This is a genomic window from Allobosea sp. RAF48, assembly GCF_052114025.1.
Lineage (GTDB): Bacteria > Pseudomonadota > Alphaproteobacteria > Rhizobiales > Beijerinckiaceae > Allobosea.
Genome location: NZ_JBFRDZ010000007.1, coordinates 13,506 through 35,534 on the forward strand (window position 1 = coordinate 13,506; position 22,029 = coordinate 35,534).

Here is a 22,029-nt window from a genome sequence, read left to right on the forward strand (position 1 = left end):
TTGATCGCCAGGAGCAAGCCTGCTCTGCTGGCGGCGACTGATAGCAGTCCAAAGAGGGGAGTGCCATGACTATCGTATCGACCATGTTGCGCTGCGCCGCCATTGCTGCCGGCTTCCTCGGCCTTGCCACCACCACCGGCGCGCAGGCGCAGGCACCGCAGAGCCTGCTGGACACCGTCCAGAGCCGCGGTGCGCTGCAAATCTGCACCACCGGCGACTACAAGCCCTTCACCCTCGCCAGGGACGGCTCCTTCGAGGGCATCGACATCGAGCTGGCGAAGTCGCTCGCCAAGGCGCTCGGCGTCGAGCCCAGGTTCGTCCAGACGAAATGGGCGGATTTGCTGACCGATATGGGCTCGGGCAAATGCGACGTTGCGATGGGCGGCATCTCGGTGACGCTCGACCGGCAGAAGAAGGTGTTCTTCTCCGCGCCTTATCTCGTCAACGGCAAGGCGCCGATCGTGCGTTGCGCCGACAAGGGCAAGTTCCAGACGGTCGCCGACATCGACAAGCCGGAGACCCGTGTCATCGTCAATCCGGGCGGCACCAATGAGCGTTTCGTGCGCGCCAATTTCAAGCAGGCCAAGATCGAGGTCTACCCCGACAACGTCACGATCTTCGACCAGATCCTCGCCGGCAAGGCCGACCTCATGGTCGCCGAGTCGATCGAGGTGAAGGTGCAGGAGAAGGCCAAGCCCGGCCTCTGCGCGGTCAATCCGGACGAGCCGCTGCAATATGGCGAGATGGGCTACATGCTCCCGCGCGGCGACGCCACCTTCAAGGCCTTCGTCGACCAGTGGCTCCACCTCGCCAAGGCAAACGGCGAATTCGCAAAGATCTACGATCAGTTCGTGCGCTGAGCCGCTGCCGCTCCCGCACGAACTGGGGCGCAGGTTTCGGGTATGCCACCTTCTCCGTCATGGTCGGCCTTGTGCCGACCATCCACGTCTTCGTTGGTCGAATGTTGAGTTCAAGACGTGGATGCTCGCCACAAGGGCGAGCATGACGGCTCTCGGAATGACTGCAACGAGTTCGGAGAGGAGCTCAGGCCGCCAGTCGCTTCAACGCCTCGCCCGCGTCGATCCGCCCGTCATAGAGCGCGCGGCCGGTGATCGCGCCTTCCAGGATGGCGGCATCATCAGCGCAGAGACGCTCGATGTCGGCCATCGAGGCCAGCCCGCCCGAGGCGATGACCGGGATCGACACGGCCTGCGCCAGCGCGATCGTGCCCTCCCAGTCAATGCCCTGGAGCATGCCGTCGCGGGCGATGTCGGTGTAGATGATCGCGGCGACGCCGGCATCCTCGAAGCGCTTGCCGAGATCGGCCGCCGCGAGCGAGGAGGTCTCGGCCCAGCCCTCGACGGCGACGAAGCCGTCGCGTGCGTCGATGCCGACCGCGACCTGCCCCGGAAATTCCTTCGCCGCCTCGCGCACGAAGCCGGGATCGCGCACCGCCGCCGTGCCGATGATGACGCGACGGATGCCCTTCTCCAGCCAGCCGGCGACCGTCTTCATGTCGCGGATGCCGCCGCCGAGCTGCACCGGAAAGGCGACGCGCTTCAGGATCGCCTCGACCGCGGCTGCATTCATCGGCTTGCCGGCGAAGGCGCCGTCGAGGTCGACGACATGCAGCCATTGGAAGCCCTGGGCCTCGAAGGCGGCTGCCTGCGCTGCCGGGTCGTCGTTGAAGACGGTAGCTTGGGCCATGTCGCCCTGCTTCAGCCGCACGCAGCGGCCTTCCTTCAGGTCGATCGCGGGAAAGAGGATCATGGCTTCCAGCTCAGGAAATTGGCGATGAGCTTGAGCCCCAGCTTCTGGCTCTTCTCGGGGTGGAACTGCGTGCCGGCGACGTTGCCGTGCGCGACCATCGCGGTCACCGGCCCGCCATGGTCGGTCAGCGCCAGCACGTCCTGCGGCCGCTCCGCCGTCAGGGCGTAGGAGTGGACGAAATAGGCGTGCAGCCCCTGCGGCCCGGTCTCGATGCCGTCGAGCAGCGGGTGCTCATCCTGCTTGTGCAGGGTGTTCCAGCCCATATGCGGGATCTTGAGGCTGTCGTCGTTCGGCTTGATCAGTGTGACGTCGCCGGGAATCCAGCCTAGCCCCTGTGTGATGGTGTATTCGAGCCCGCGCGACGCCAGCAGCTGCATGCCGACGCAGATGCCGAGGAAAGGCCGGCCCTTGGCCCGCACGACCTCTTCCAGCGTCTCGACCATGCCGGGCACGGCATCGAGCCCGCGCCGGCAATCGGCGAAGGCGCCGACGCCCGGCAGCACGATGCGGTCGGCGGCGCGCACGATCGAGGTATCGCTGGTGACGTGGATGGTCGAGGTGATGCCGCTTTCCTGCGCCGCCCGCTCGAAGGCCTTGGCGGCAGAGTGCAGATTGCCCGAGCCGTAGTCGATAATGGCAACGGTCTGGCTCATCGTCCGCGGGCCTCCGGGAACAGGCCGATGATCGGCAGCGGCCCGCTCGGGCGGACCATTGCGGCGGGGGTGGCGGGTCCGCTGCGTGGCGGCGCGGCCTCCCCGGCCAGCGCCCGCTCGAAGTAGCGGCGCTCGGCCTCCGGCAGACTGCGTGCCTCGACCACGTCCGCGAGCCTCCAGCCCTTGCGGAGGAGCTTGCGGACGATGAGGTTGTTGCCCTCGACGCCGAGGAACAGCGCGATCGACCAATAGATCAGCGACAGCGCGCTCGGATGCAGGCCGAAGCGGCTGCGCAGATAGATCAGCCCGGCCCCCACCAGCACGAACAGCAGGGTCATGAGCCACAGCCTCCTGCCGAGCAGCCAGAGGCCCGTGAGCAGAAAGGCGCCCCAGGAGAAGCTCTCGGGAATGAGGCGCGCCTGCTCGATTTCCTCGCCACGGCCGCCTGTGGCCAGGGGCGGTGTCAGAACCGTGTAGAATGCCATGGTCGCTTCCTAGATCGCCGGGCGTCCGGCAGGGCGCGGTGACGGTGATCTATCCATTTGTTATCGCTTCGGATTTGTCCGAAAAGTGGAATCCACTTTTCGGTCCGATGCTATAGAGCATTTTCGAGCGAAGTGGGTACCGTTTCGCGTGAAGAAAATGCGCAGGCGAAGAATTCAGAGCGCGCCCTTGGTCGAGGGGATGCGATCGCCCTCGCGCGGATCGACTTCCAGCGCCTGGCGCAGCGCCCGTGCCAGCCCCTTGAAGCAGCTTTCGGCGATGTGGTGGGCGTTGTCGCCATAGAGCGTCTCGACATGCAACGTGATGCCGGCGTTGATGGCGAAGGCCTGGAAGAACTCGCGCACGAGCTCGGTGTCGAAGCTGCCGATCTTCTGTGCCTTGAACTCGGTGCGGAACACCAGGAACGGCCGGCCGGAGACGTCGACCGCGACGCGGGTCAGCGTCTCGTCCATCGGCAGGTGCACGTCGGCATAGCGGCGGATGCCCTTCTTCGAGCCGAGCGCTGTCTTGAGCGCCTCGCCCATGGCGATGCCGGCATCCTCGACCGAGTGGTGGTCGTCGATATGGGTGTCGCCCTTCACCTTGACCGTGAGGTCGATCAGCGAATGGCGGGCGAAGAGGTCGAGCATATGGTCGAAGAAGCCGACGCCGGTGGCGATCTCGGCCTTGCCGGTGCCGTCGATCAGGAGCGAGACCGCGATATCGGTCTCGTTGGTGCGGCGCTTCACTTCGCCCGAACGCATGCTGGCCTCTCAAGCCTTGGCGGGAACCGGCCCCGCTTTAGCAGGGGCGGGCGGGGATGGCCACAGGTGCGCTCGAAAGGCGTCATGCTCGGGCTTGACCCGAGCATCTCATGCCGGACGAGGTTCCGGAGCTTCCCTTGCCTGAGATTCTCGGGTCTGCGCTACGCTTCGCCCGAGAATGACGGCCAGGAGGAATAGCTCAAACCCTCGCCAGAGCCTGCTCCAGATCGGCGATCAGGTCCTCGGCATGCTCAAGCCCGATCGAAAGGCGGATCATGCCGTCGGTGACGCCCATGTCGGCGCGGACCTCGGGGGTGAAACGCTGATGCGTGGTCGTCGCCGGATGGACGATGAGGCTCTTGGCGTCGCCGAGATTGTTGGAGATGCGGATCAGCCTGCAGGCGTTGAGCAGGCGGTAGGCGGCGTCCTTGCCGCCGGGCACCTCGAAGGCGATCAGCGTCGAGGGGCCGCTCATCTGCCGCGCGATGATCTCGGCCTGCGGGTGGCTCTTGTGACCGCAGAAGATCACCTTGGACGGCTTGGCATGGGCAGCGAGCCAATCCGCGACTTTCGTGGCGTTCTCCGCCTGCTTGGCGATGCGCAGCGGCAGCGTCTCCAGCGCTTTCAGCATCACCCAGGCGTTGAAGGGGGAGATGGCAGGGCCGGTCTGGCGCAGGAAGGTCTGGATGTCGCCCTCGATCAGCTCCTTCGAGCCGACGACGAGGCCGCCGAGGCAGCGCCCCTGCCCGTCGATATGCTTGGTCGCCGAGTAGACGACGAGGTCGGCGCCGAGCTCGAGCGGGCGCTGGAAGAGCGGGGTCGCGAAGACATTGTCGACGACGAGCCGGGCGCCGGCGGCCTTGGCGATCTTCGCGACGGCCTCGATGTCGATCACCTCGAGCGTCGGGTTCGACGGCGTTTCGAGGAAGAAGACCTTGGTGTTCGGCCTGACAGCCTTGCGCCAGGCCTCGATATCGGTGCCGTCGACCAGCGTCGACTCCACGCCGTAGCGCGGCAGATGGTCCTCGACGATGTAGCGACAGGAGCCGAACAGCGCGCGCGCCGCCACGACATGGTCGCCGGCGCGCAGCGGCGCCATCACGGCCGCCGTGACGGCAGCCATGCCGGTCGCCGTGGCGCGGCAGGCCTCGGCGCTCTCGAAGGCGGCCATGCGGCCTTCGAGCATCGATACGGTCGGATTGGAGAAGCGGGCGTACTGAAACCCCGGATCCTTGTTCAGGAAGCGGGCCTCGCATTGCTCGGCGCTGTCGTAGACATGGCCCTGCGTCAGAAACAGCGCCTCGGACGTCTCGCCGAACTGCGAGCGCATGGTGCCGGCGTGGACGAGGCGGGTTTCAGGATGCAGCTTGGCTGCGGCGTTGTCCGATGCCGACATGGGGAACCTCAGTCCGTTCTTTATAACGGACAACGCCACTAGCACTTCCCTTTCTGTTCGTAAAGAAGAACAGAATTTCCTTTTCTGAAAACGTATCCCGCGGCAAACCTTCTGCGGTCTCAGGCGTGGCGTTCGGCAGGCCGCCCGAGCGGCTTCAGGAAGCCGGTGAGGTCGGCCGTGACGTGATGGACATGTCCGGCCTCGACGGCGACCTGTTCCCATGTCTCACGGAAAGGGTCAGGCGTCTTCGGCACGATCAGCACGGTCTTCATGCCGAGCGCGCTCGGCACGACGAGGTTCTTCTCGATATCCTCGAACATCGCCGCCCGGCCCGGATCGACGGAATGCTTGGCGAGAAAGGCCTCATAGGTCGAACGCTCCGGCTTGGGCGTGAAGCCGGCCTGCACGATGTCGAAGATGTCCTCGAAGTGATGGAGGATGCCGAGCTTGCCGGCGACGTTCTCGGCGTGCCCGCGCGAGCCGTTTGTCAGGATCAGCTTGCGGCCGGGCAGGGCCGCGATCGCCTCGCCGAGGTCCGGATTCGGGTCGAGCAGGGTCAGGTCGATCTGGTGGGCGAAGTCGAGGAAATCGCCGGGATCGACGCCATGCTCCTCCATCAGCCCCTTCAGCGTCGTGCCGTAGTGCTGGTAGTAATATTTCTGCAACGCACGCGAGGAGAGCCCATCGAGCCCGAACAGCTCTGCGAGGAACAGGGTGATGCGCTCGTCGACCTGCGGCCAGACCTTCGCCTCGTGCGAGTAGAGGGTGTTGTCGAGGTCGAAGATCCAGTGATCGACATGCGCGAAGCCCTCTGCCGGAAAGGGCGGTGCTGCGGCGGGTATGTCAGCGAGTATTTTCATAGGACTAGGTGATGTGGCGATCCGGAGACTGCGCCGCAAGTCCTTGGCCAAGGCTCAATCGCGGCGGGGRCGTGCGCCGTCATGGTCGGGCTTGACCCGACCATCTCGGAAACCGGCGCCCTCTGGTCACGAAACTCTCGGGTGGAGCTATGCTCCGCCCGAGAATGACGCCGCGTGCTTCTCAGCGCCGGATGATCGTGCCGGCGCCGGTGTCGGTGAAGAGCTCGATCAGTGCGGCGTGCGGCACCTTGCCGTCGAGGATGACGACCGCCTCGACGCCCTTCTCCAGCGCGTAGATGCAAGTCTCGATCTTCGGGATCATGCCGCCCGAGATCGTGCCGTCCGCGATCAGGCGGCGGCATTCCTCGACCGTCAGCTCGGGGATGAGCTGCTTGTCCTTGTTGAGCACGCCCGGTACGTCGGTCAGCAGCAGAAGGCGCTTGGCATTCAGGGCGCCGGCGATGGCGCCGGCGAAGGTGTCGGCGTTGACGTTGTAGGTCTGCCCGTCGGCGGCGGCGCAGACCGGCGCTAGCACCGGAATGAGCTCAGCCTTGAGCACGGCGTCGAGCACGGTGGTGTTGACCGTCTCGGGTTCGCCGACGAAGCCGAGATCGAGAACTTCCTCGATCTTGGAATCCGGGTCGACGATCGTGCGGGTCACCTTGCGGGCGGTGACCATATTGCCGTCCTTGCCGCACAGGCCGATGGCGCGACCACCCTCGCGGGTGATGTAACCGACGATCTCCTTGTTGACCGAGCCGGCCAAGACCATCTCGACGACCTCGACGGTCGCCTCGTCCGTGACGCGCAGGCCCTGCTTGAACTCGGACTGGATGCCGAGCTTCTTCAGCATCGCCGCGATCTGCGGGCCGCCGCCATGGCAGACGACCGGCTTCAGGCCGGACTGCTCGAGCAGCACGATATCCTCGGCGAAGTCTTCTGCCGTGGCCGCGTCGCCCATGGCGTTGCCGCCATACTTGATGACGATGATTTCCTGATCGTAGCGCTGCATGTGCGGCAGCGCCTGCACGAGCAGCTCGGCGGATTGCGACGGCGTCAGAAGGGGATGGTCGGTCATTCGGGCAGGCTCCGCGCGGCCGCAGGAAAGGTCCGGCGGCGCTTCTACCCGAACTTGCGCGGCTGCGGAAGGATGTCCGCTGCCGGTCAGGCGCGCTTGGTCGTCAATTGCGCCTGGCGGTCACCGCGGCAACGGCGAGGCCGAGCCAGCCGCCCAGCATGAACCAGCCGCCGATCGGCGCCGCACGCGGGAACAGCGCTTCGTTGGCGAAGCCGCGGCGGGATAGATCGGCCGCGAACAGCGCCGCGCCGAGGATCATCGCCGAGAGAGCGATCCGCGCCAGCATATCCTGGAGATGCCCGCCCTTGCGGGCGGCGGTGGCGCCGATCACGACCGAGGCGTGGAACAGCAGCATCTGGCCGGCGGTCTGGACATTGGCCGTGCCGGTGACATGGGCGGCGGCTGCGAGCAGGGCGACGCCGGCGAGCCCCATCAGTGCGGCCAGCGCGAGATGCATGCGGGTGGCGGTCACGCGATCCTCACTGCCGCTCCGCCAGCACCCGCGCGATCGCGGCGCGGAACTCGGGGATGCCCGAGCCTTTCTCGCTGGAGGTCAGCAACACCTCGGGGAAGGCGGCCGGACGACGCTTGATCTCGTCATAGGTCGCCTCGCACATGAACTGCTGGTCGGCCGGCTTCAGCGCATCGCCCTTGGTCAGCACGACCTGATAGGAGACGGCGGCCTTGTCGAGCGTCTCCAGCACGGCGCCGTCGACATCCTTGATGCCATGGCGGGCATCGATCAGCACATAGACGCGCATCAGGTTCGAGCGGCCGCGCAGATAGTCGTGGATCAGCCGGGTCCAGGCCGCGACCTTCTCCTTGCCCACGGCGGCATAGCCATAGCCGGGCATGTCGACGATGGTCAGCCGCTCGTCATGGTCGACCTGGCGGAAGAAATTGAGCTGCTGCGTCCGGCCAGGCGTATGCGAGGTGCGCGCCAGGGCGTTGCGCCGTGTCAGCGCATTGATCAGGCTCGACTTGCCGACATTGGAGCGGCCGGCGAAGGCGATCTCCTGGCCGACCATCGGCGGCAGATCGTCGATCTTGGTCGAGGCCCAGACGAAATCCCACGGCCCCTCGAAGAGCTTGCGGGCCGCCTCGATCTCCTCGGCGTCATAGGGCTTGGTCGTGGACGTGGTCATGGCTTCCGCTCTTTCGAAATCAGAAGCCCTCATCCTGAGGAGCCGCGAAGCAGCGTCTCGAAGGATGCTCCAGCGCGCACCGGAACATCCTTCGAGACGCAGCCTGAGGGCTGCTCCTCAGGATGAGGGCTGAGGATGGTTTGCTCTTACACGGCTGCGCGCAGCGCGTCGATGTCGGCGCCCTGGATCGCGTCGATATGGCGCGCGATCTTGTCCGCCTCCCAGTCCCACCAGCGGATCGCCAGCAACTCCGCGACGATCTCGGCCGGAAAGCGCATCTTGACGATCCGGCCGGGATTGCCTGCGACGACCGCATAGGGCGGCACGTCCTTCGTGACCTGCGCCCGCGTGCCGATGATCGCGCCGTCGCCGATCCTGACGCCGGGCATGATGACCGCCTCGCGCCCGATCCAGACATCGTTGCCGATCACCATGTCGCCGCGGTTGTTCGGTCCGGGGCGCTTCAGCGCCTCGGGATCGCCGAGGCCGAACATCTGGAAGGGGAAGGTCGAGAAGCCGCCGATCGGGTGGTTGGCGCCGTTCATGATGAACTGCGCCGCCTGCGCGATGGCGACGAATTTCCCGATGATCAGCCGGTCGCCGATGAAGTCGAAATGATAGCGCACGCAGCGGGCGGCGAAATGCTCCGGCCCGCGCGAGTCGTCGTAATAGCTGTAGTCGCCGACCTCGATCAGCGGATGATCGACCACTGCCTTCAGGAAGGCGGTGCCCTTCCAGCCGGGAATGGGGTGGCGCGTCTGTGGATCGGGAAGCGGCATCGCGGAAAGGCCTTGGCCTGAAAAGGCGAAGGGCGGGAAACCCGCCCTTCGATCACTCACTTCTTGTTGGTGTTGGCCGGCTTTGGCGGCGTGGCGGCGGTGTTCGCTGTCGCGGGTTTCTTGCCGAACATGCCTTTGAGGTTGTCGAACAGTTCGATCTTCACGCCGTTCTTGCGCATGATGAAGCCCTGCTGGGTCACCGAGAGCAGGTTGTTCCAGCTCCAGTAGATCACCAGGCCGGCCGGGAACGAGCCGAGCAGGAAGGTGAAGAACACCGGCATCCAGGTGAACATCATCTTCTGCACCGGGTCCGGCGGCTCCGGGTTCATCTTCATCTGGATGAACATCGTGATGCCCATGATGATCGGCCAGATGCCGAGATGCAGATAGCTCGTCATGGCCGCGGGCAGGAAGAAGAAGATGTTCGTCGGATCGGGCGCGGCGAGATCGTGGATCCAGCCGAAGAACGGCGCATGCCGCATCTCGATGGTGATGAACAGGATCTTGTAGAGCGCGAAGAACACCGGGATCTGCAGCAGCACCGGCCAGCAGCCGGCCACCGGGTTGATCTTCTGCGTCTTGTAAAGCTCCATCAGCGCTTGCTGCTGCTTCATCTTGTCGTCGGCGTAGCGCTCGCGGATCGCCGTCATTTCCGGCTGCAGCGCCTTCATCTTCGCCATCGAGGCGTAGGACTTGTTGGCGAGCGGGAAGAACAGCGCCTTGAGCAGCACCGTGACGATCAGGATCGCGACGCCGAAATTGCCCACATGCTTGTAGATCCAGTCGAGGAGCAGGAACATCGGCTTGGTGATGAAATAGAACCAGCCCCAGTCGATCAGCAGGTCGAAGCGCGTGATCTGAAGATCGCGCTCATAGCCATTGATCGCCGCGACTTCCTTTGCGCCGGCGAAAAGCTTCGACTGCGACGCAGCGCTCGCGCCCGGCGCCACCGCAACCGCCTCGCCGAGGAAGTCGGCCTGGTAGGTGCGCTCCGAACCGGTCTGGACCGAAGAAAAACGGCCTTCGAACTTGCGCTTCTGGTCGGGGATGACGGTCGCTGCCCAATATTTGTCGGTGATACCGACCCAGCCGCCGACAGCATCCTTCCAGTTGCGGCCGACGGTTCCGGGCGACAGCGCCGGCTCTTTATCGAGCTTGTCGTAGGTCCATTCCTGCAGGCCGTGCTCGCCAACATAGCCGACGAGGCCTTCGTGGAGAACGTAATAGCCCAGCGTGTGCGGTCGGCCCTGACGGACGACCTGGCCGTACGGGAACAGCGTGACCGGGGTGGCCCCCTTGTTCTCGACCTCGTCTCGGATCGTGAACATGGCGTTGTTGTCGACGCCGATGATGCGCTTGAAAATCAGGCCCTGGCCGTTGTCCCAGCTCAGCGTGACCGGCGTGGCCTGCGTCAGGGTCTGGTTATCCGCAGTCCAAACGGTTTTTGCGTTGGGCACCGCTACCGAGCTGCCGGGCGCTGCGACCCAACCGAAATCCGAATAATAGGCGTTGGGGCCGCCGGCCGGCGAAAGCAGGACGATGATCGGGCTGTTGGGGTCTACCGTCTCGCGGAATGCCTTGAGCGAGACGTCATCCACGCGAGCGCCAGTGAGCGAGATCGAGCCAGCGATCCGGGGCGTGTCGATCTTGATGCGCGGGCTCGCGGCGAGAGCCTGCTCGCGCGTGCCGACGGCCTGCGTCGCGGCAGTGCCGGGCGCGGCGGAGCCGCCGGGCGTGGAGGGAGCCGGGGTCGAGCCGGACGCCGCGGGCGCCTGCTGGCTCTGGGCCTGCTGGTTCTGCCGCGCGGCCTCCTGCTGCTTCTCCATCTGCGGCTTGGCATAGAAGAACTGCCAGCCGAGCAGGATGACCACGGACATGACGATCGCGAGAAGCAGATTGCGGTTGTCTTCTTTCATCATGATCGGAAACGAATCTCGCTTGGTCCGGCAGGGCTCGGCGTGTCAGGTCAGGCTTGCGGCGCCGCATCGCGCTTCAGGCGCGAGCGGTGTCGGTCAGCATGCGGCTTTTGAGGCTTCGCCCGGTCGATGGCAATGGAAAGATCGGCCACGAGTGCGTGAAAATCTGCCTTCAGCACTTCGGAGCGGGCAACGATCACGATGTCGCAGCGCTTGTTCGTCTGGTCGCGCAGGGCCTGGGCGGCAGCGGTGCGCAGGCGGCGGCGGATGCGGTTGCGCTTCACGGCGTTGCCGGTCTTGCGCGAGGCGGTGAGCCCGAGCCGCAGCCCGTCCCGCTCTTCCTCGGGCATGCAGTCGCGCACCTGCGCCATAAAGGCAGGCGAACGAAAACGGCGGCCGTGGTCGGCCGCCGCCAGGAATTCTTTGCGTTGCGTCAGACGGGCGAGGCGCATGGCGATTGGCCAGTCTTCGGGAACGGGCGCGCTATGCTCACGCGCCAGTGCTTGTCAGGCCGACAGGCGCTTGCGGCCGTGAGCACGGCGAGCGGCGATGACCTTGCGGCCACCCTTGGTCGCCATGCGGGCACGATAGCCGTGGCGGCGCTTGCGAACCAGCTTGCTGGGTTGATAGGTTCTCTTCACGGTCCGTCTCCGGGGCCTTTATGAGCACGACGGCCGCGGCTTTCCGGGGAAAGCATGGCCAACCGAGCCTGTCATGCGATAAGGGTCGGCGCGGCCTTTCGGCTGCGCAGGTCGCGGGCTTATGACGGATGGACGACACCGAGTCAATGCCGAATGATCCGCGAAGCCGCCGTCTGCGACGAAGCTTCACGTATCGGCCGGCGCGGCCCACGCTTCGCCCCTTGGCGGACGCTGAACGCCAGAACCAGGACGGAGCCTCCCGTCAGCGCCGCGGCCACGCCGATCGGACTGCCGTGCAGGCCGAAGGCAAGGCAGGCGCATAGTCCGACCAGTGCAAGGATGGCGAGGGCGAGCCGTTCGTCGTCGATGAACAGCGCGGCAATTTCGCGCAGGATCGTGCCGATCGTTTTCATGCTGCCGTCTCCATGGAGTTCCGGCGAAAGGTTGCGACGAGGGTGAGCCCGCTCGCGACGAGGAGCGCCGCCAGCGCGAGGATCGCAAGGTCGCCGCCGGGCCAATCGACGCCCAGCCCTTCGCCCGTCCAGTAGATGCCGAAGGCCGATATCATCACGCCGACTGCGAATTTCAGGGTGTTCTCGGGAACGCGGGCGAGTGGCTTGCGCAGGACGAGGCCGAGCGCGAGCACCAGCGCGCAGGCCGCGAGTGCCCCGAGGCTGGCGGGCCAGAGCAGGCCCCGGCCGGCGCCGACGGCGAGCACGATGAAGACGACCTCGATGCCTTCGAGCATGACGGCCTTGAAGGCGGTGAGGCCTGCCATCCAGTCGTGATGGCCTGTCGTTCCGGCATCGCCGGCCTGCAAGGCCCCGGTTTCCTTGATGAAGGCTGCCTCCTCGTCATGGAGTGCAATGAAGCCGGCGGCGCGGAGGATCGCTTTTCGCAGCCAGCGCAGGCCGAACATCAGGAGCAGGATGCCGATGGTGAGCTGCAGGGCTTGCAGTGGCACCCGTGTCAGGGCCGAGCCGAGCAGCAGCACCAGCAATGCGAGCGCAGCCAGCGCGCAGCCCGTGCCGATGAGCGCCGGCCGCCAGCCACGCACGGTGCCAACCGCGAGGACGATGGTGAAGGCTTCGACCACCTCGACCAGCGAGGCGAGGAAGGCTGCGGAGAGCGCGGGAGCAGCCATGGTCCAAGTCATCGGCGACCTCTCGTGAACGATCCGGCACGCAGGCGACAGCGTCGGCTTTTGCTGTCACGATGGTTTCGGCCTTGAAAGGCCATGGTAAGATAGTATTTGTAACAGTCGTAACATTCAAGAGGTACCATGGCGTCGCTCGAATGGTTGTTGCTGACCTACAAGGTTCCGGCCGAGCCGGCGCGCAAGCGGGTCTCCATCTGGCGCAAGCTCAAGGGCATGGGGGCGGTCTACCTCCAGGGCGGCGTCTGCCTGCTGCCGAAGACGGACGATCATCTGCGTCGGCTCAGGATGCTCGAGAACGAGATCGCCGAGGCCGAGGGCGAGGCGCTGCTGCTGGCGACGGTCGGTCTCGACCAGAAGCAGCAGGAGAAGGTCGTCGCGCGCTTCAATGCCGATCGCGACGACGAGTACAAGGAGTTCATCGGGAAGTGCCTCGCCTTCGAGGCCGAGATCGACGAGGAGACGCGGGTCTCGCATTTCACCTTCGCCGAGCTCGAGGAGAACGAGCAGGAGCTGATGAAATTCCGGAACTGGATCGAAAAGATCCGCAAGCTGGACTTCTACGGCGCCCCCCGTGCCGGCGAGGCGGCCGAGCGCCTGCAGCGTTCGGAAGCGATCCTCGATGCTTACGCGCACAATGTTTTCGCGGCGCAGGAGGAGAATCGCGCTCCCGAGGCGCCGAAGCGACCGTGAGCGCGCTGCCGGATCTGTTGCCGGCAGGCTTGCGCTTCGCGTCGACATCCCCGATATAGCGCCCGGGAGGTTGGCGAGGGACGTCTCACTCGCCAACCGGGTCAGGTCCGGAAGGAAGCAGCCCTAACGAGACCGAACGGGTCTTCGTCCAGCCTCCCACCTCATGCGCCGCGTGAAAGCGCCGTGCTCCGGCCGCGCCCGGGCCGAGGTCAAACCGGCACGGCGCCCAAGTTGGCATAGCGCCATTGACCCTCGCCTCCCGATTGGCGAAACCAGTTTCCATGACCGACCAGATCGACGCTGCCTCTGCTGACGAACCGGGATTCGCCGGTTTCGACCCGGCGCCTGCGCCGCACGCGGTGTCCGGTGCGGCGCCGACGCCCTATCGCGTGCTCGCCCGCAAATATCGGCCGGCGCATTTCGGCGATCTCATCGGCCAGGAAGCGATGGTGCGCACGCTCACCAACGCCTTCGCTGCCGGCCGCATTCCGCAGGCCTGGATGCTGACCGGCGTGCGCGGCGTCGGCAAGACGACGACCGCCCGCATTCTGGCGCGGGCGCTGAACTTCCAGACACCCGACGGGAAGGGCGCACCGACCACCGATCTGCGCGAGTTCGGCGTGCATTGCCGCGAGATCATCGAGGGCCGCCATATCGACGTGATGGAGATCGACGCCGCCTCGAACAACAGCGTCGACAATATCCGCCAGATCAACGACGCCGTGCGCTATGCGCCGGTCTCCGCGCGCTACAAGGTCTATATCGTCGACGAGGTGCACATGCTCTCGACCGGCGCCTTCAACGCCTTCCTGAAGACGCTGGAGGAGCCGCCGCCGCACGCGAAGTTCATCTTCGCGACCACCGAGATCCGCAAGGTGCCGATTACGGTGCTGTCGCGCTGCCAGCGCTTCGACCTGCGCCGCGTCGAGGCCGATGTGCTGGTCGACCACCTCGGCGGCATCTGCAAGGCCGAAGGCGTCGATGCCGAGCAGGAGGCGCTCGCCGCCGTCGCCCGCGCCGCCGAGGGCTCGGTGCGCGATTCGCTCTCGATCCTCGACCAGGCCATCGCCCATGCGGCCGGGCGGATCACGCTCGACGACATCCGTTCCATGCTCGGCCTCGCCGACCGCGCGCGCGTCATCGATCTCTTCGAATCGGTGATGAAGGGCGATATCGCCGCAGCTCTGGGCGAGCTGCGCGGGCAATACGACGCCGGTGCCGATCCGGCGGTGGTGCTCAACGACCTCGCCGAGTTCACCCATCTCGTGACCCGCCTCAAGCTCGTGCCCGAGGCGGTGAAGGACAACAGCCTCGCCCAGGCAGAGCGCGTGCGCGGCGGCGATTTCGCCCAGCGCCTCTCGATCCGCGTGCTCGCCCGCACCTGGCAGATGCTGCTCAAGGGCATTGCCGAGGTGAAGCAGGCCGACCGGCCGGTGATGGCCGCCGAGATGGTCCTCGTCCGCCTCGCCCATGCCGCCGACCTGCCGACGCCGGACGAGGCGTTGAAGCTGCTGCGCGACGGCATGGGTTCCGGCCCGGCCGGAAACGGAAATGGCGGCGGCGCGCCGCGCCCGCCTTCCGGGGGCGGCAACACTGCGCTCGCCGCCCGGCCGATCCTCGCCAGCGCAAATCCGGCTCCGGTTCCGGTCGCACGCATTGCCGCGGCTCCGGCCGCGATCGTCGCCTCGATCGAGGATGTCGTCGCGCTGGCGTCGCAGAACCGCGACATCACGCTGAAGATCGCTCTGGAGCGAGATATCCGGCCGGTGCGCTTCGAGCCCGGCCGCATCGAGTTCTCGCTTGCCGAGGGCGCTTCGCGCACCCTCGCGCAGGACCTATCCCGCCGCCTCAAGGAATGGACGAACCAGACCTGGATGGTCGCTGTCGTCAACGAAGAGGGCGGCGCGACCCTGCGTGAGCAGGCGGTGGCGGCCAAGGACCGGCGCGAGAGCGACGCTGCGGCTCATCCCTCGGTCAAGGCGGTGCTGGAGCGCTTTCCCGGCGCGCGCATCGTCGATGTCCGTGATCCGCGCGCCATCGCCGCGGCCGAGAATGCTGCTGCGGCTCCGGCCGAGGAGGAGTATCTGCCCGACGCCGAGCCGCTTTTCGACGATTCCGAGCCGGATTTCGACGGCATCGATTTCTGATTTTTTTAAGGAGGATTTCCCATGCGCGACATGATGGGTCTGATGAAGCAGGCTCAGCAGATGCAGCAGAAGATGGCCGACATGCAGGCCGAGCTCGACGCCATCGAGGTCGAGGGCACGGCGGGCGGTGGCATGGTCACGGTCACGATGACGGCCAAGGGCGCGCTCAAGGGCGTGAAGATCGACCCGAGCCTGATGGTGCCGGACGAGCGCGAAATCCTCGAGGACCTGATCGTCGCCGCGGCGAACGATGCGCGGACCCGCGGCGAGCGCGTCATGCAGGAGCGGATGGCCGAGATCACCAAGGGCCTGCCGATCCCGCCGGGCATGAAGCTGTTTTGAGTCTTTTCTCTCAGCCCTCATCCTGAGGAGCAGCCGATAGGCTGCGTCTCGAAGGATGCTCCAGCGCGCTCTGGAACATCCTTCGAGACGGCGCTTCGCGGCTCCTCAGGATGAGGGCTGAGAAGAGCCAGAAGGTCGTTTACCACCAATGTCCCGCGCCATCGCCGGTCCCGAGATCGAAAGGCTGATCCAGCTCCTGGCCAAGCTGCCCGGGCTCGGGCCGCGCTCGGCCCGGCGTGCGGCGCTGCATCTCGTCAAGAAACGCGAGCAGCTGCTCGGCCCGCTTTCCGAGGCGATGGCGGTCGCGCGCGAGCGCATCGTCGTCTGCTGCCGTTGCGGCAATGTCGATACCAGCGATCCCTGCGGCCTCTGCACCGATCCGCGTCGTGACGACAGCCTGATCGTCGTCGTCGCCGATATTTCCGATCTCTGGGCGCTGGAGCGCTCGGGTGCCGTGGCGGGGCGCTATCACGTGCTCGGCGGCGTGCTCTCGGCGCTCGATGGCGTCAGGCCCGAGCATCTCTCGCTCGATGCGCTGGTGGCGCGCGCTTCCGATCCGGCGGTGAAGGAGATCATCCTCGCGCTCAGCGCCACGGTCGACGGCCAGACCACGGCGCATTTCATCACCGACCTCCTGGCACATTTGCCGGTCAAGGTGACGAAGCTCGCCCATGGCGTGCCGGTCGGCGGCGAGCTCGACTATCTCGATGACGGCACGCTCGCCGCCGCGATCCGCCAGCGCACGGGGTTTTGAGGCAGAACTGCGCCTTCCGCCATTCGCGGCGCAGCAGAGCTGCGACCCGAGAATCTCGGGCCAAGCCCGGGCATGACGCCAGGCGGCGCCTTCAGAACTTGTAGGCGATGCTGGCGCGGGCGCTGTGCGCCGTGAATTCCTGATCGCCGGTCAGGCCTGGAAAGGCGCCGGAGCTCGCGAAGCGGTTCCGCCCGAAATCGGTGTAGCGGTATTCGGCGCCGAGGATCAGGTTGTCGGTGAAGGCGAAATTGACGCCGGCGCCGAGGTTCCAGCCGGTCCGGGCGCTGGTCAGCCTTTCGCCGAAGCCGGCCGTATCGAAGACACGCCGCTCATATTCCGTGAATGAGGCGCCGCCGGCGGCATAGATCATCAGCCGGTCGAAGGCATAGCCGATGCGGAGGCGCGCCGCGCCCTGCCAATCCTGCGAGACGCGGCCGTTGAAGCCGGCGCCGGCGAAGCGGCTGCGGCTATTGACGGCTTCGATGTCGCCCTCGATGCCGAGCACGATGCTGCCGAACTGATAGTTGAAGCCGGCATGGGCGCCGCCGAAAGCGGAATCGTCGTCGATGTGGAAGCTCATCGGCGCGAAGGGGCCGGTCGGCGCTCCGATCCGCACGCGGTTGCTGCCCCAGGAGTAGCCGCCCTGCAGACCGGCATAGACGCCGGTCCAGGAATAGAGCGCAGGCAGTTCCGGCGCGGGCGGCAGGGCGACGCCGCGCAGATCGGCCGCGGCGGCCGCGCCTGACAGCAGCGCCACGCATCCTGCCAGGGCATATCTGAGCTTCGACATCGGGCTTTCCGAGAAATCGTGATGCGCCCGGAGGATCGAGCGCGCCCGGTCATAACGAAGCATTAAGGTTAACAATCAGCTAAGCGCCGATCGTGAGCGGGCTTCGCCGGAACGATTGCGGCGCGGCGCGGTTGCTCGCAAGCTGCAGTCTCAACGGCCGCGGAGACCTCACCCCGACATGGCATTTCTCAAACGGATCACGGGCGCCGCCGGGTTGGGGGTTGCGCTGGGCTATCTGTCGGGAGCTCTGTCCAACCATCGCGACAGGCGCCGGCAGGAAGCCGCGCGCGGGCGGCTGGCACGGACGCCTTTGCAAATGACCTGGCTCGGCTGGAAGGACGTGCTGCTGCGCTTCATCGGCAATGTCGCCGACAACCGGCTGACCTCGCTCGCCGGCGCGGTCGCCTTCTTCACCCTGCTCTCGCTGGTCCCGGCGCTTTCGCTGCTGGTGACGATCTACCGCTATTTCACCGATCCGGCGACCATCGCCGGGCAGCTGGACGCCGTGACGACCATGTTCCCGCAGGCCGCGCGGGAGCTCATCCATGAGCAGGCGATGCGGCTCTCCACCCAGTCGGGAGTCGGCCTGTCCCTGACCTTCTACATCAGCCTCCTCGTCGCGGCCTGGTCCGCCAACGCGGCGGTGAAGGCGATCTTCGACGCGCTCAACATCATCTATCGCGAACAGGAGAAGCGCAGCTTCCTCAAGCTCAACGCGATCTCGCTGTTCACCACGGTGAGTGGCGTCGTGCTGCTCGTCGCGGCACTGGTCGCAATCGCCAGCTTGCCGGTCGTGACCGCACTGTTTCCCTTCCATTTCGAGCTGGAACGACTGATCCGGCTGGTGCGCTGGCCCGCTTTCTTCGTCATGGCAACGCTCTCGATAGCGGTTCTCTACTGGATCGGCCCGAGCCGCCAGCGCATGCGCTTCGTCTGGGTGATGCCCGGCGCCATCGCCGCGGCCCTTCTATGGGGCGCGGCCTCCTATGCCTTCTCCTGGTATGTCAGCACGCTCGGCAACTACACGGCCGCCTATGGCTCGCTCGCGACCGTCGTGGTGTTCATGACCTGGCTCTGGCTCTCGGCGACCATCGTGCTCGCCGGTGCCGAGCTCAATGCCGAGCTGGAACACCAGACGGCACACGACACGACGACCGGCAAGCCGAAGCCTCTCGGCGAGCGCGGCGCGACCATGGCCGACAGGGTCGGCCCGGCGAAGGCCGAGTGAGGCGGAGTCCGCAGCCTCATTGCAACGCTGCAATCCCGCTCTTGCCAGGGAGGGTGGCGACAAGCGGGGTGGGAAGCACCATCTTTGGTGGCGTCAGCCGTTGCGGCTGCCGCGAAAGGACCACGCCATGCCCGCGACCGCAGAGAAGACCGCGCCTCTCGCCAGGCTGGAAGCCCATGATGCGCCCTATCATATCGGGGCCGTCACCCTGCGCGTGCGCGATCTTGCCAAGCTCACCGCCTATTATCGTGACGCCATCGGGCTGCGCCTGATTCGGGAAGACCGTGACGGCGCGGAACTTGGTATCGATGGACGAGTGCTCGTTCGGCTACAGGCCGGTGCGGCGCAGCCGAGCTCGCCAGCCGGCCTCTTCCACCTCGCCATCCTGCTGCCGTCACGGCGCGATCTCGCCAACTGGCTGAAGCACGCCGCCGAGACGCGTATCCCGCTCGAAGGCGCCTCCGACCACCTTGTCAGCGAGGCGCTCTATCTCTCCGACCCCGAGGGCAACGGCATCGAGATCTATCGCGACCGCACGCGTGCCGAGTGGCCGCGCCGGCCCGATGGCGGCATTGCCATGGCGACCGAGCGGCTCGATCTCGACAGACTCCTGAGCGAGGCCGAAAGCGGGCCTTATGCCGGCATGCCCGAAGGCACCGGCATGGGCCATATCCACCTGCGCGTCGGCGATACGGTGGCGGCCGAGGCCTTCTATCGCGACCTGCTCGGCTTCGATTTGATGGTCCACTATCCCGGCGCAAGCTTCCTCGCCAGCGGTGGCTACCACCATCATATCGCCGGCAATATCTGGGGCAGCCGCGGCGCCGGGCCTCGTCAGCCCGGCGAGGCGGGTCTCGATCGCTTCGAGGTCGTGGCGCGCAGCGAGGCCGATTTCATCGCGATGCGCGAACGAATCCTCAGCGGTGGCGGCAGCGAGAGCGACGGAGCGCCGGGGATCGGCGATCCCTGGGGCAACAGGCTGGTTCTGGTTCGCTGAGAGGGCTCAGCGCGCCAGCAGGTGCGAGCGACGCGTTCCGCCGGTATCGGGCTTGAAGCCGCTTGCTTCCCAGAACGCCGCTGCGCGCGGATCGGCGGCGCGGAGCGAGAGGCGCGGTGCCAGCGCCAGCCCTTGCTGAATGAGCGCCGCAGCCAGAACGCGGCCGATGCCGGTGCCGCGATGCAGCGGCCGGACATAGACGTGCCGGACCCGCAGGAGATCGGGCTCGGGGTCGTAAGGATCTGGCGTCAGAGCGCCGATACCGGAGAGCTCGCCTTCCTGAAAGGCGGCGAAGGTCACGAAGCGGTCGTCGTCGCCGGCATAGTGGCCAGCCAGCCATTCCTCACGCAGGCCCTCGACGAAGCGATAGCTTTCTGCGCTCGCCTCGTGGCGCAGCGCCTCGAAATCGTCCGGCAGGCTCTCCGCCAGCCGGACGATCTGGATGGCTGCCGGGTTCACAGACCCTCGAACAGGGCGCTGGAGATATAGCGCTCGGCGAAGGAGGGGATGATCACCACGATGGTCTTGCCGGCGTTCTCCGGTCGCGCGCCGACTTCGAGCGCGGCCGCGACCGCAGCACCCGAGGAAATGCCGGCCGGAATGCCCTCTTTCCTGGCTAGCGCGCGCGCCGTCTCGAAGGCGGTCTGGTTGCCGACGGTGACGACTTCGTCGATCACGCTGCGATCGAGCACGCCCGGCACGAAGCCGGCGCCGATGCCCTGGATCTTGTGCGGGCCGGGCTGGCCGCCGGAGAGGACGGGTGAATCTTCCGGCTCGACCGCGACCATCTTCACGCCCGGCTTCTTCGCCTTCAGCACCTGGCCGACGCCGGTGATGGTGCCGCCGGTGCCGACACCGGAAATGACGATGTCGACCTGGCCGTTGGTGTCGTTCCAGATCTCCTCGGCCGTCGTCTTGCGGTGAATCTCCGGGTTATGCGGGTTCTCGAACTGCTGCGGGATGATCGCGCCGGGGATCTCGTTCTTGAGTTCCTCGGCCTTGGCGACGGCGCCGCGCATCCCGCCGGGGCCGGGCGTCAGGACGAGTTCCGCGCCGAGCAGGGCGAGCATCTTGCGCCGCTCCAGCGACATCGTCTCGGGCATGACCAGGATCAGGCGATAGCCGCGTGCCGCCGCGACGAAGGCGAGCGCGATGCCGGTGTTGCCCGAGGTCGGTTCGATCAGCGTGCCGCCGGGTTTCAGCGTGCCGGACGCCTCCAGCGCATCGATCATGTTGACGCCGATGCGGTCCTTCACGCTCGAGATCGGATTGAAGAATTCGAGCTTGGCGAGGATCGTCGCCTTGACGCCACGCTCGGCCGGCAGGCGGTTGAGCCTGACGAGCGGGGTGTCGCCGATCGTGTCGGTGATGGAGTTGTAGATGCGCCCGCGCCCCGGGGCTTTCGTCGGCGCCTGTGCTTCAGCCATGGATCAATCCTCCTCGACGGATGGTTGGCGGTGAAGCTAGGTCAATTCACAGATTGTGTCGATTAAAGAAATAAATCACAATCCTAAATAGTGAAATCTGCTCCGGAACTACCTCTGCCGAAGACGGATTTCGCCTGCGCCCGCTGGCAGAGCTCTTCCACGGTCACCTTGTCGAGCATTGCCAGGAAGGCGGCCGACGCTGCCTCGACCTCCGGCCCGACGACCTCGTCGACCAGCCGCGATTGCGGCAGCGGGCCGAGGCCTTCTTCGCCCGACTCCTGCATCGCGGCGCGGGCGATGTCGCCGGCCGTGATCTTGCGCCGCTCCCGGGCGAGCTCGTAGCCCCCGCGCGGGCCGCGCACGCCCTTCAGGATACCGACGCGGACGAGCGTCTGGAGCAGCGTCTCCAGATGGCGCGGCGGCAGGGCATGACGCGCGGCCAGGAGCTTGGCGGCGACCGGCGAAGGCCGGGCATGCAGCGCGATGTCGACCACTGCTGCGATGGCGAGCAGGCTGCGGCGCGAGAGCAGCATCATGGCCGCTTCTCTCCGTGCTTGCCGCCGCCGATGCCGGTGGAGCCGAAGCCCGCCGCGCCGCGCTCCGTCCGATCGAGAAAGGCGACCTCGGTGAGCACGGCATGCGTCACCGGGGCGATCACCAGCTGGGCGATCCGGTCGCCCCGCGCGATCGCGAAGGGCTCCTGCCCGAGATTGATCAGCGGCACCTTGATCTCGCCGCGATAGTCGCTGTCCACGGTGCCGGGCGCATTCAGCACGGTGACGCCATGCTTGACCGCAAGCCCCGAGCGCGGGCGCACCTGCCCCTCGAAACCGTCGGGTAGCTGCATCGCCAGCCCGGTTGGGACAAGGGTCCTTTCGCCGGGTGCGAGCAGGAGTGGCTCGCCGATGGCGGCGCGCAGATCGAGGCCTGCCGCTCCGGCCGTCTCATAGGCCGGCAAGGGCAGGTCGGCGCCATGCGGCAGGCGTTGCAGTGCAATCGTCACCATCGCC

General features: G+C 66.4%; 27 protein-coding genes and 1 other RNA gene. 8 read left to right on the forward strand and 20 right to left on the reverse strand.

What is annotated here, in order from left to right; all coding sequences use genetic code 11:
- Nucleotides 1-65: 65 nt before the first annotated feature.
- Nucleotides 66-860 carry a transporter substrate-binding domain-containing protein gene (locus AB4Z10_RS14570; RefSeq protein WP_441471107.1) on the forward strand — a complete coding sequence of 265 codons (795 nt, stop codon included), beginning with the start codon at nucleotides 66-68 and terminating at the stop codon, nucleotides 858-860.
- Between the two features lie 184 nt (nucleotides 861-1,044).
- Here AB4Z10_RS14570 and hisA read toward each other — a convergent pair whose 3' ends face one another.
- The 15 genes from hisA to AB4Z10_RS14645 form a co-directional block, all read right to left on the reverse strand.
- Nucleotides 1,045-1,779 carry a 1-(5-phosphoribosyl)-5-[(5-phosphoribosylamino)methylideneamino]imidazole-4-carboxamide isomerase gene (gene hisA, locus AB4Z10_RS14575; protein WP_441471342.1) on the reverse strand — a complete coding sequence of 245 codons (735 nt, stop codon included), beginning with the start codon at nucleotides 1,777-1,779 and terminating at the stop codon, nucleotides 1,045-1,047.
- Complete coding sequence (gene hisH, locus AB4Z10_RS14580; protein WP_441471108.1) at nucleotides 1,767-2,423, reverse strand: imidazole glycerol phosphate synthase subunit HisH; 657 nt, start codon at nucleotides 2,421-2,423, stop codon at nucleotides 1,767-1,769. Before hisH ends, hisA begins: the two co-directional genes overlap by 13 nt.
- Nucleotides 2,420-2,908 carry a DUF2628 domain-containing protein gene (locus AB4Z10_RS14585; protein WP_441471109.1) on the reverse strand — a complete coding sequence of 163 codons (489 nt, stop codon included), beginning with the start codon at nucleotides 2,906-2,908 and terminating at the stop codon, nucleotides 2,420-2,422. Before AB4Z10_RS14585 ends, hisH begins: the two co-directional genes overlap by 4 nt.
- A gap of 174 nt (nucleotides 2,909-3,082) precedes the next feature.
- On the reverse strand, nucleotides 3,083-3,670 hold the full coding sequence (gene hisB, locus AB4Z10_RS14590; RefSeq protein WP_441471110.1) for an imidazoleglycerol-phosphate dehydratase HisB: 588 nt from the start codon (nucleotides 3,668-3,670) through the stop codon (nucleotides 3,083-3,085).
- Nucleotides 3,671-3,869: 199 nt separating this feature from the next.
- Entirely contained in the window at nucleotides 3,870-5,066 is a 1,197-nt protein-coding gene (locus tag AB4Z10_RS14595; protein ID WP_441471111.1) for an O-succinylhomoserine sulfhydrylase, read from the reverse strand.
- 119 nt (nucleotides 5,067-5,185) lie between these two features.
- Nucleotides 5,186-5,926 carry a pyrimidine 5'-nucleotidase gene (locus AB4Z10_RS14600; RefSeq protein ID WP_441471112.1) on the reverse strand — a complete coding sequence of 247 codons (741 nt, stop codon included), beginning with the start codon at nucleotides 5,924-5,926 and terminating at the stop codon, nucleotides 5,186-5,188.
- Nucleotides 5,927-6,107: 181 nt separating this feature from the next.
- A complete protein-coding gene (gene argB / locus AB4Z10_RS14605; RefSeq protein WP_441471113.1) occupies nucleotides 6,108-7,004 on the reverse strand; it encodes an acetylglutamate kinase in 897 nt (298 codons plus the stop codon).
- A gap of 103 nt (nucleotides 7,005-7,107) precedes the next feature.
- The gene (locus AB4Z10_RS14610) at nucleotides 7,108-7,476 is read right to left on the reverse strand and encodes a DUF423 domain-containing protein (protein WP_441471114.1); all 369 of its coding nucleotides are present in this window, start codon (nucleotides 7,474-7,476) and stop codon (nucleotides 7,108-7,110) included.
- A gap of 7 nt (nucleotides 7,477-7,483) precedes the next feature.
- Complete coding sequence (gene yihA, locus AB4Z10_RS14615) at nucleotides 7,484-8,149, reverse strand: ribosome biogenesis GTP-binding protein YihA/YsxC (protein WP_441471115.1); 666 nt, start codon at nucleotides 8,147-8,149, stop codon at nucleotides 7,484-7,486.
- 146 nt (nucleotides 8,150-8,295) lie between these two features.
- Nucleotides 8,296-8,928, reverse strand: a complete 633-nt coding sequence (locus tag AB4Z10_RS14620; protein ID WP_441471116.1) for a CatB-related O-acetyltransferase — start codon at nucleotides 8,926-8,928, stop codon at nucleotides 8,296-8,298.
- Nucleotides 8,929-8,984: 56 nt separating this feature from the next.
- Complete coding sequence (yidC, locus tag AB4Z10_RS14625; RefSeq protein ID WP_441471343.1) at nucleotides 8,985-10,844, reverse strand: membrane protein insertase YidC; 1,860 nt, start codon at nucleotides 10,842-10,844, stop codon at nucleotides 8,985-8,987.
- A 50-nt stretch (nucleotides 10,845-10,894) separates the two neighbouring features.
- Nucleotides 10,895-11,296, reverse strand: a complete 402-nt coding sequence (gene rnpA / locus AB4Z10_RS14630) for a ribonuclease P protein component (RefSeq protein WP_441471117.1) — start codon at nucleotides 11,294-11,296, stop codon at nucleotides 10,895-10,897.
- Nucleotides 11,297-11,350: 54 nt separating this feature from the next.
- Nucleotides 11,351-11,485, reverse strand: coding sequence for a 50S ribosomal protein L34 (rpmH, locus tag AB4Z10_RS14635; protein ID WP_038364779.1), 135 nt, complete (start codon nucleotides 11,483-11,485; stop codon nucleotides 11,351-11,353).
- 143 nt (nucleotides 11,486-11,628) lie between these two features.
- On the reverse strand, nucleotides 11,629-11,898 hold the full coding sequence (locus AB4Z10_RS14640; RefSeq protein WP_441471118.1) for a hypothetical protein: 270 nt from the start codon (nucleotides 11,896-11,898) through the stop codon (nucleotides 11,629-11,631).
- The gene (locus AB4Z10_RS14645) at nucleotides 11,895-12,641 is read right to left on the reverse strand and encodes a COG4280 domain-containing protein (RefSeq protein WP_441471119.1); all 747 of its coding nucleotides are present in this window, start codon (nucleotides 12,639-12,641) and stop codon (nucleotides 11,895-11,897) included. Before AB4Z10_RS14645 ends, AB4Z10_RS14640 begins: the two co-directional genes overlap by 4 nt.
- Before the next feature lie 126 nt (nucleotides 12,642-12,767).
- On the opposite strand from AB4Z10_RS14645, the gene AB4Z10_RS14650 reads away from it, so the two are divergent.
- The 5 genes from AB4Z10_RS14650 to recR all read left to right on the forward strand — a co-directional run bounded on the left by AB4Z10_RS14650 (nucleotide 12,768) and on the right by recR (nucleotide 16,577).
- Nucleotides 12,768-13,334 carry a Chromate resistance protein ChrB gene (locus AB4Z10_RS14650; protein WP_441471120.1) on the forward strand — a complete coding sequence of 189 codons (567 nt, stop codon included), beginning with the start codon at nucleotides 12,768-12,770 and terminating at the stop codon, nucleotides 13,332-13,334.
- 64 nt (nucleotides 13,335-13,398) lie between these two features.
- Nucleotides 13,399-13,495, forward strand: an RNA gene (gene ffs / locus AB4Z10_RS14655) — signal recognition particle sRNA small type.
- Between the two features lie 120 nt (nucleotides 13,496-13,615).
- Nucleotides 13,616-15,481 (forward strand): DNA polymerase III subunit gamma/tau, encoded by a 1,866-nt coding sequence (locus AB4Z10_RS14660; protein WP_441471121.1) that lies wholly within the window; start codon nucleotides 13,616-13,618, stop codon nucleotides 15,479-15,481.
- A 21-nt stretch (nucleotides 15,482-15,502) separates the two neighbouring features.
- On the forward strand, nucleotides 15,503-15,823 hold the full coding sequence (locus AB4Z10_RS14665) for a YbaB/EbfC family nucleoid-associated protein (protein ID WP_441471122.1): 321 nt from the start codon (nucleotides 15,503-15,505) through the stop codon (nucleotides 15,821-15,823).
- Nucleotides 15,824-15,971: 148 nt separating this feature from the next.
- A complete protein-coding gene (recR, locus tag AB4Z10_RS14670) occupies nucleotides 15,972-16,577 on the forward strand; it encodes a recombination mediator RecR (RefSeq protein ID WP_441471123.1) in 606 nt (201 codons plus the stop codon).
- Nucleotides 16,578-16,668: 91 nt separating this feature from the next.
- Here the strand turns inward: recR and AB4Z10_RS14675 are convergent, their stop codons facing one another.
- Complete coding sequence (locus AB4Z10_RS14675) at nucleotides 16,669-17,367, reverse strand: outer membrane protein (protein WP_441471124.1); 699 nt, start codon at nucleotides 17,365-17,367, stop codon at nucleotides 16,669-16,671.
- 178 nt (nucleotides 17,368-17,545) lie between these two features.
- Between AB4Z10_RS14675 and AB4Z10_RS14680 the strand changes: the two genes are divergently transcribed.
- Both AB4Z10_RS14680 and AB4Z10_RS14685 read left to right on the forward strand, forming a co-directional pair.
- The gene (locus AB4Z10_RS14680) at nucleotides 17,546-18,595 is read left to right on the forward strand and encodes a YihY/virulence factor BrkB family protein (RefSeq protein ID WP_441471125.1); all 1,050 of its coding nucleotides are present in this window, start codon (nucleotides 17,546-17,548) and stop codon (nucleotides 18,593-18,595) included.
- A gap of 127 nt (nucleotides 18,596-18,722) precedes the next feature.
- Nucleotides 18,723-19,592, forward strand: coding sequence for a VOC family protein (locus AB4Z10_RS14685; protein ID WP_441471126.1), 870 nt, complete (start codon nucleotides 18,723-18,725; stop codon nucleotides 19,590-19,592).
- Between the two features lie 6 nt (nucleotides 19,593-19,598).
- Here the strand turns inward: AB4Z10_RS14685 and AB4Z10_RS14690 are convergent, their stop codons facing one another.
- The 4 genes from AB4Z10_RS14690 to dut all read right to left on the reverse strand — a co-directional run bounded on the left by AB4Z10_RS14690 (nucleotide 19,599) and on the right by dut (nucleotide 22,025).
- Nucleotides 19,599-20,051, reverse strand: coding sequence for a GNAT family N-acetyltransferase (locus AB4Z10_RS14690; RefSeq protein WP_441471127.1), 453 nt, complete (start codon nucleotides 20,049-20,051; stop codon nucleotides 19,599-19,601).
- Nucleotides 20,048-21,019, reverse strand: coding sequence for a cysteine synthase A (gene cysK, locus AB4Z10_RS14695; protein ID WP_441471128.1), 972 nt, complete (start codon nucleotides 21,017-21,019; stop codon nucleotides 20,048-20,050). The genes AB4Z10_RS14690 and cysK overlap by 4 nt, the downstream gene beginning before the upstream one ends.
- Before the next feature lie 83 nt (nucleotides 21,020-21,102).
- Nucleotides 21,103-21,555 (reverse strand): RrF2 family transcriptional regulator, encoded by a 453-nt coding sequence (locus AB4Z10_RS14700; protein ID WP_441471129.1) that lies wholly within the window; start codon nucleotides 21,553-21,555, stop codon nucleotides 21,103-21,105.
- Entirely contained in the window at nucleotides 21,552-22,025 is a 474-nt protein-coding gene (gene dut / locus AB4Z10_RS14705; protein ID WP_441471130.1) for a dUTP diphosphatase, read from the reverse strand. Before dut ends, AB4Z10_RS14700 begins: the two co-directional genes overlap by 4 nt.
- Between the last annotated feature and the right edge of the window lie 4 nt (nucleotides 22,026-22,029).

What these genes read in the sequence shown, in the direction of transcription:
- AB4Z10_RS14570 (WP_441471107.1), top strand. Translation starts at nt 66, where the DNA reads ATGACTATCGTATCGACCATGTTGCGCTGCGCCGCCATTGCTGCCGGC.
- hisH (WP_441471108.1), bottom strand. Translation starts at nt 2,423, where the DNA reads ATGAGCCAGACCGTTGCCATTATCGACTACGGCTCGGGCAATCTGCAC.
- AB4Z10_RS14585 (WP_441471109.1), bottom strand. Translation starts at nt 2,908, where the DNA reads ATGGCATTCTACACGGTTCTGACACCGCCCCTGGCCACAGGCGGCCGT.
- hisB (WP_441471110.1), bottom strand. Translation starts at nt 3,670, where the DNA reads ATGCGTTCGGGCGAAGTGAAGCGCCGCACCAACGAGACCGATATCGCG.
- AB4Z10_RS14595 (WP_441471111.1), bottom strand. Translation starts at nt 5,066, where the DNA reads ATGTCGGCATCGGACAACGCCGCAGCCAAGCTGCATCCTGAAACCCGC.
- AB4Z10_RS14600 (WP_441471112.1), bottom strand. Translation starts at nt 5,926, where the DNA reads ATGAAAATACTCGCTGACATACCCGCCGCAGCACCGCCCTTTCCGGCA.
- argB (WP_441471113.1), bottom strand. Translation starts at nt 7,004, where the DNA reads ATGACCGACCATCCCCTTCTGACGCCGTCGCAATCCGCCGAGCTGCTC.
- yihA (WP_441471115.1), bottom strand. Translation starts at nt 8,149, where the DNA reads ATGACCACGTCCACGACCAAGCCCTATGACGCCGAGGAGATCGAGGCG.
- AB4Z10_RS14620 (WP_441471116.1), bottom strand. Translation starts at nt 8,928, where the DNA reads ATGCCGCTTCCCGATCCACAGACGCGCCACCCCATTCCCGGCTGGAAG.
- yidC (WP_441471343.1), bottom strand. Translation starts at nt 10,844, where the DNA reads ATGAAAGAAGACAACCGCAATCTGCTTCTCGCGATCGTCATGTCCGTG.
- rnpA (WP_441471117.1), bottom strand. Translation starts at nt 11,296, where the DNA reads ATGCGCCTCGCCCGTCTGACGCAACGCAAAGAATTCCTGGCGGCGGCC.
- AB4Z10_RS14640 (WP_441471118.1), bottom strand. Translation starts at nt 11,898, where the DNA reads ATGAAAACGATCGGCACGATCCTGCGCGAAATTGCCGCGCTGTTCATC.
- AB4Z10_RS14645 (WP_441471119.1), bottom strand. Translation starts at nt 12,641, where the DNA reads ATGACTTGGACCATGGCTGCTCCCGCGCTCTCCGCAGCCTTCCTCGCC.
- AB4Z10_RS14650 (WP_441471120.1), top strand. Translation starts at nt 12,768, where the DNA reads ATGGCGTCGCTCGAATGGTTGTTGCTGACCTACAAGGTTCCGGCCGAG.
- AB4Z10_RS14660 (WP_441471121.1), top strand. Translation starts at nt 13,616, where the DNA reads ATGACCGACCAGATCGACGCTGCCTCTGCTGACGAACCGGGATTCGCC.
- AB4Z10_RS14665 (WP_441471122.1), top strand. Translation starts at nt 15,503, where the DNA reads ATGCGCGACATGATGGGTCTGATGAAGCAGGCTCAGCAGATGCAGCAG.
- recR (WP_441471123.1), top strand. Translation starts at nt 15,972, where the DNA reads ATGTCCCGCGCCATCGCCGGTCCCGAGATCGAAAGGCTGATCCAGCTC.
- AB4Z10_RS14675 (WP_441471124.1), bottom strand. Translation starts at nt 17,367, where the DNA reads ATGTCGAAGCTCAGATATGCCCTGGCAGGATGCGTGGCGCTGCTGTCA.
- AB4Z10_RS14680 (WP_441471125.1), top strand. Translation starts at nt 17,546, where the DNA reads ATGGCATTTCTCAAACGGATCACGGGCGCCGCCGGGTTGGGGGTTGCG.
- AB4Z10_RS14685 (WP_441471126.1), top strand. Translation starts at nt 18,723, where the DNA reads ATGCCCGCGACCGCAGAGAAGACCGCGCCTCTCGCCAGGCTGGAAGCC.
- cysK (WP_441471128.1), bottom strand. Translation starts at nt 21,019, where the DNA reads ATGGCTGAAGCACAGGCGCCGACGAAAGCCCCGGGGCGCGGGCGCATC.
- AB4Z10_RS14700 (WP_441471129.1), bottom strand. Translation starts at nt 21,555, where the DNA reads ATGATGCTGCTCTCGCGCCGCAGCCTGCTCGCCATCGCAGCAGTGGTC.
- dut (WP_441471130.1), bottom strand. Translation starts at nt 22,025, where the DNA reads ATGGTGACGATTGCACTGCAACGCCTGCCGCATGGCGCCGACCTGCCC.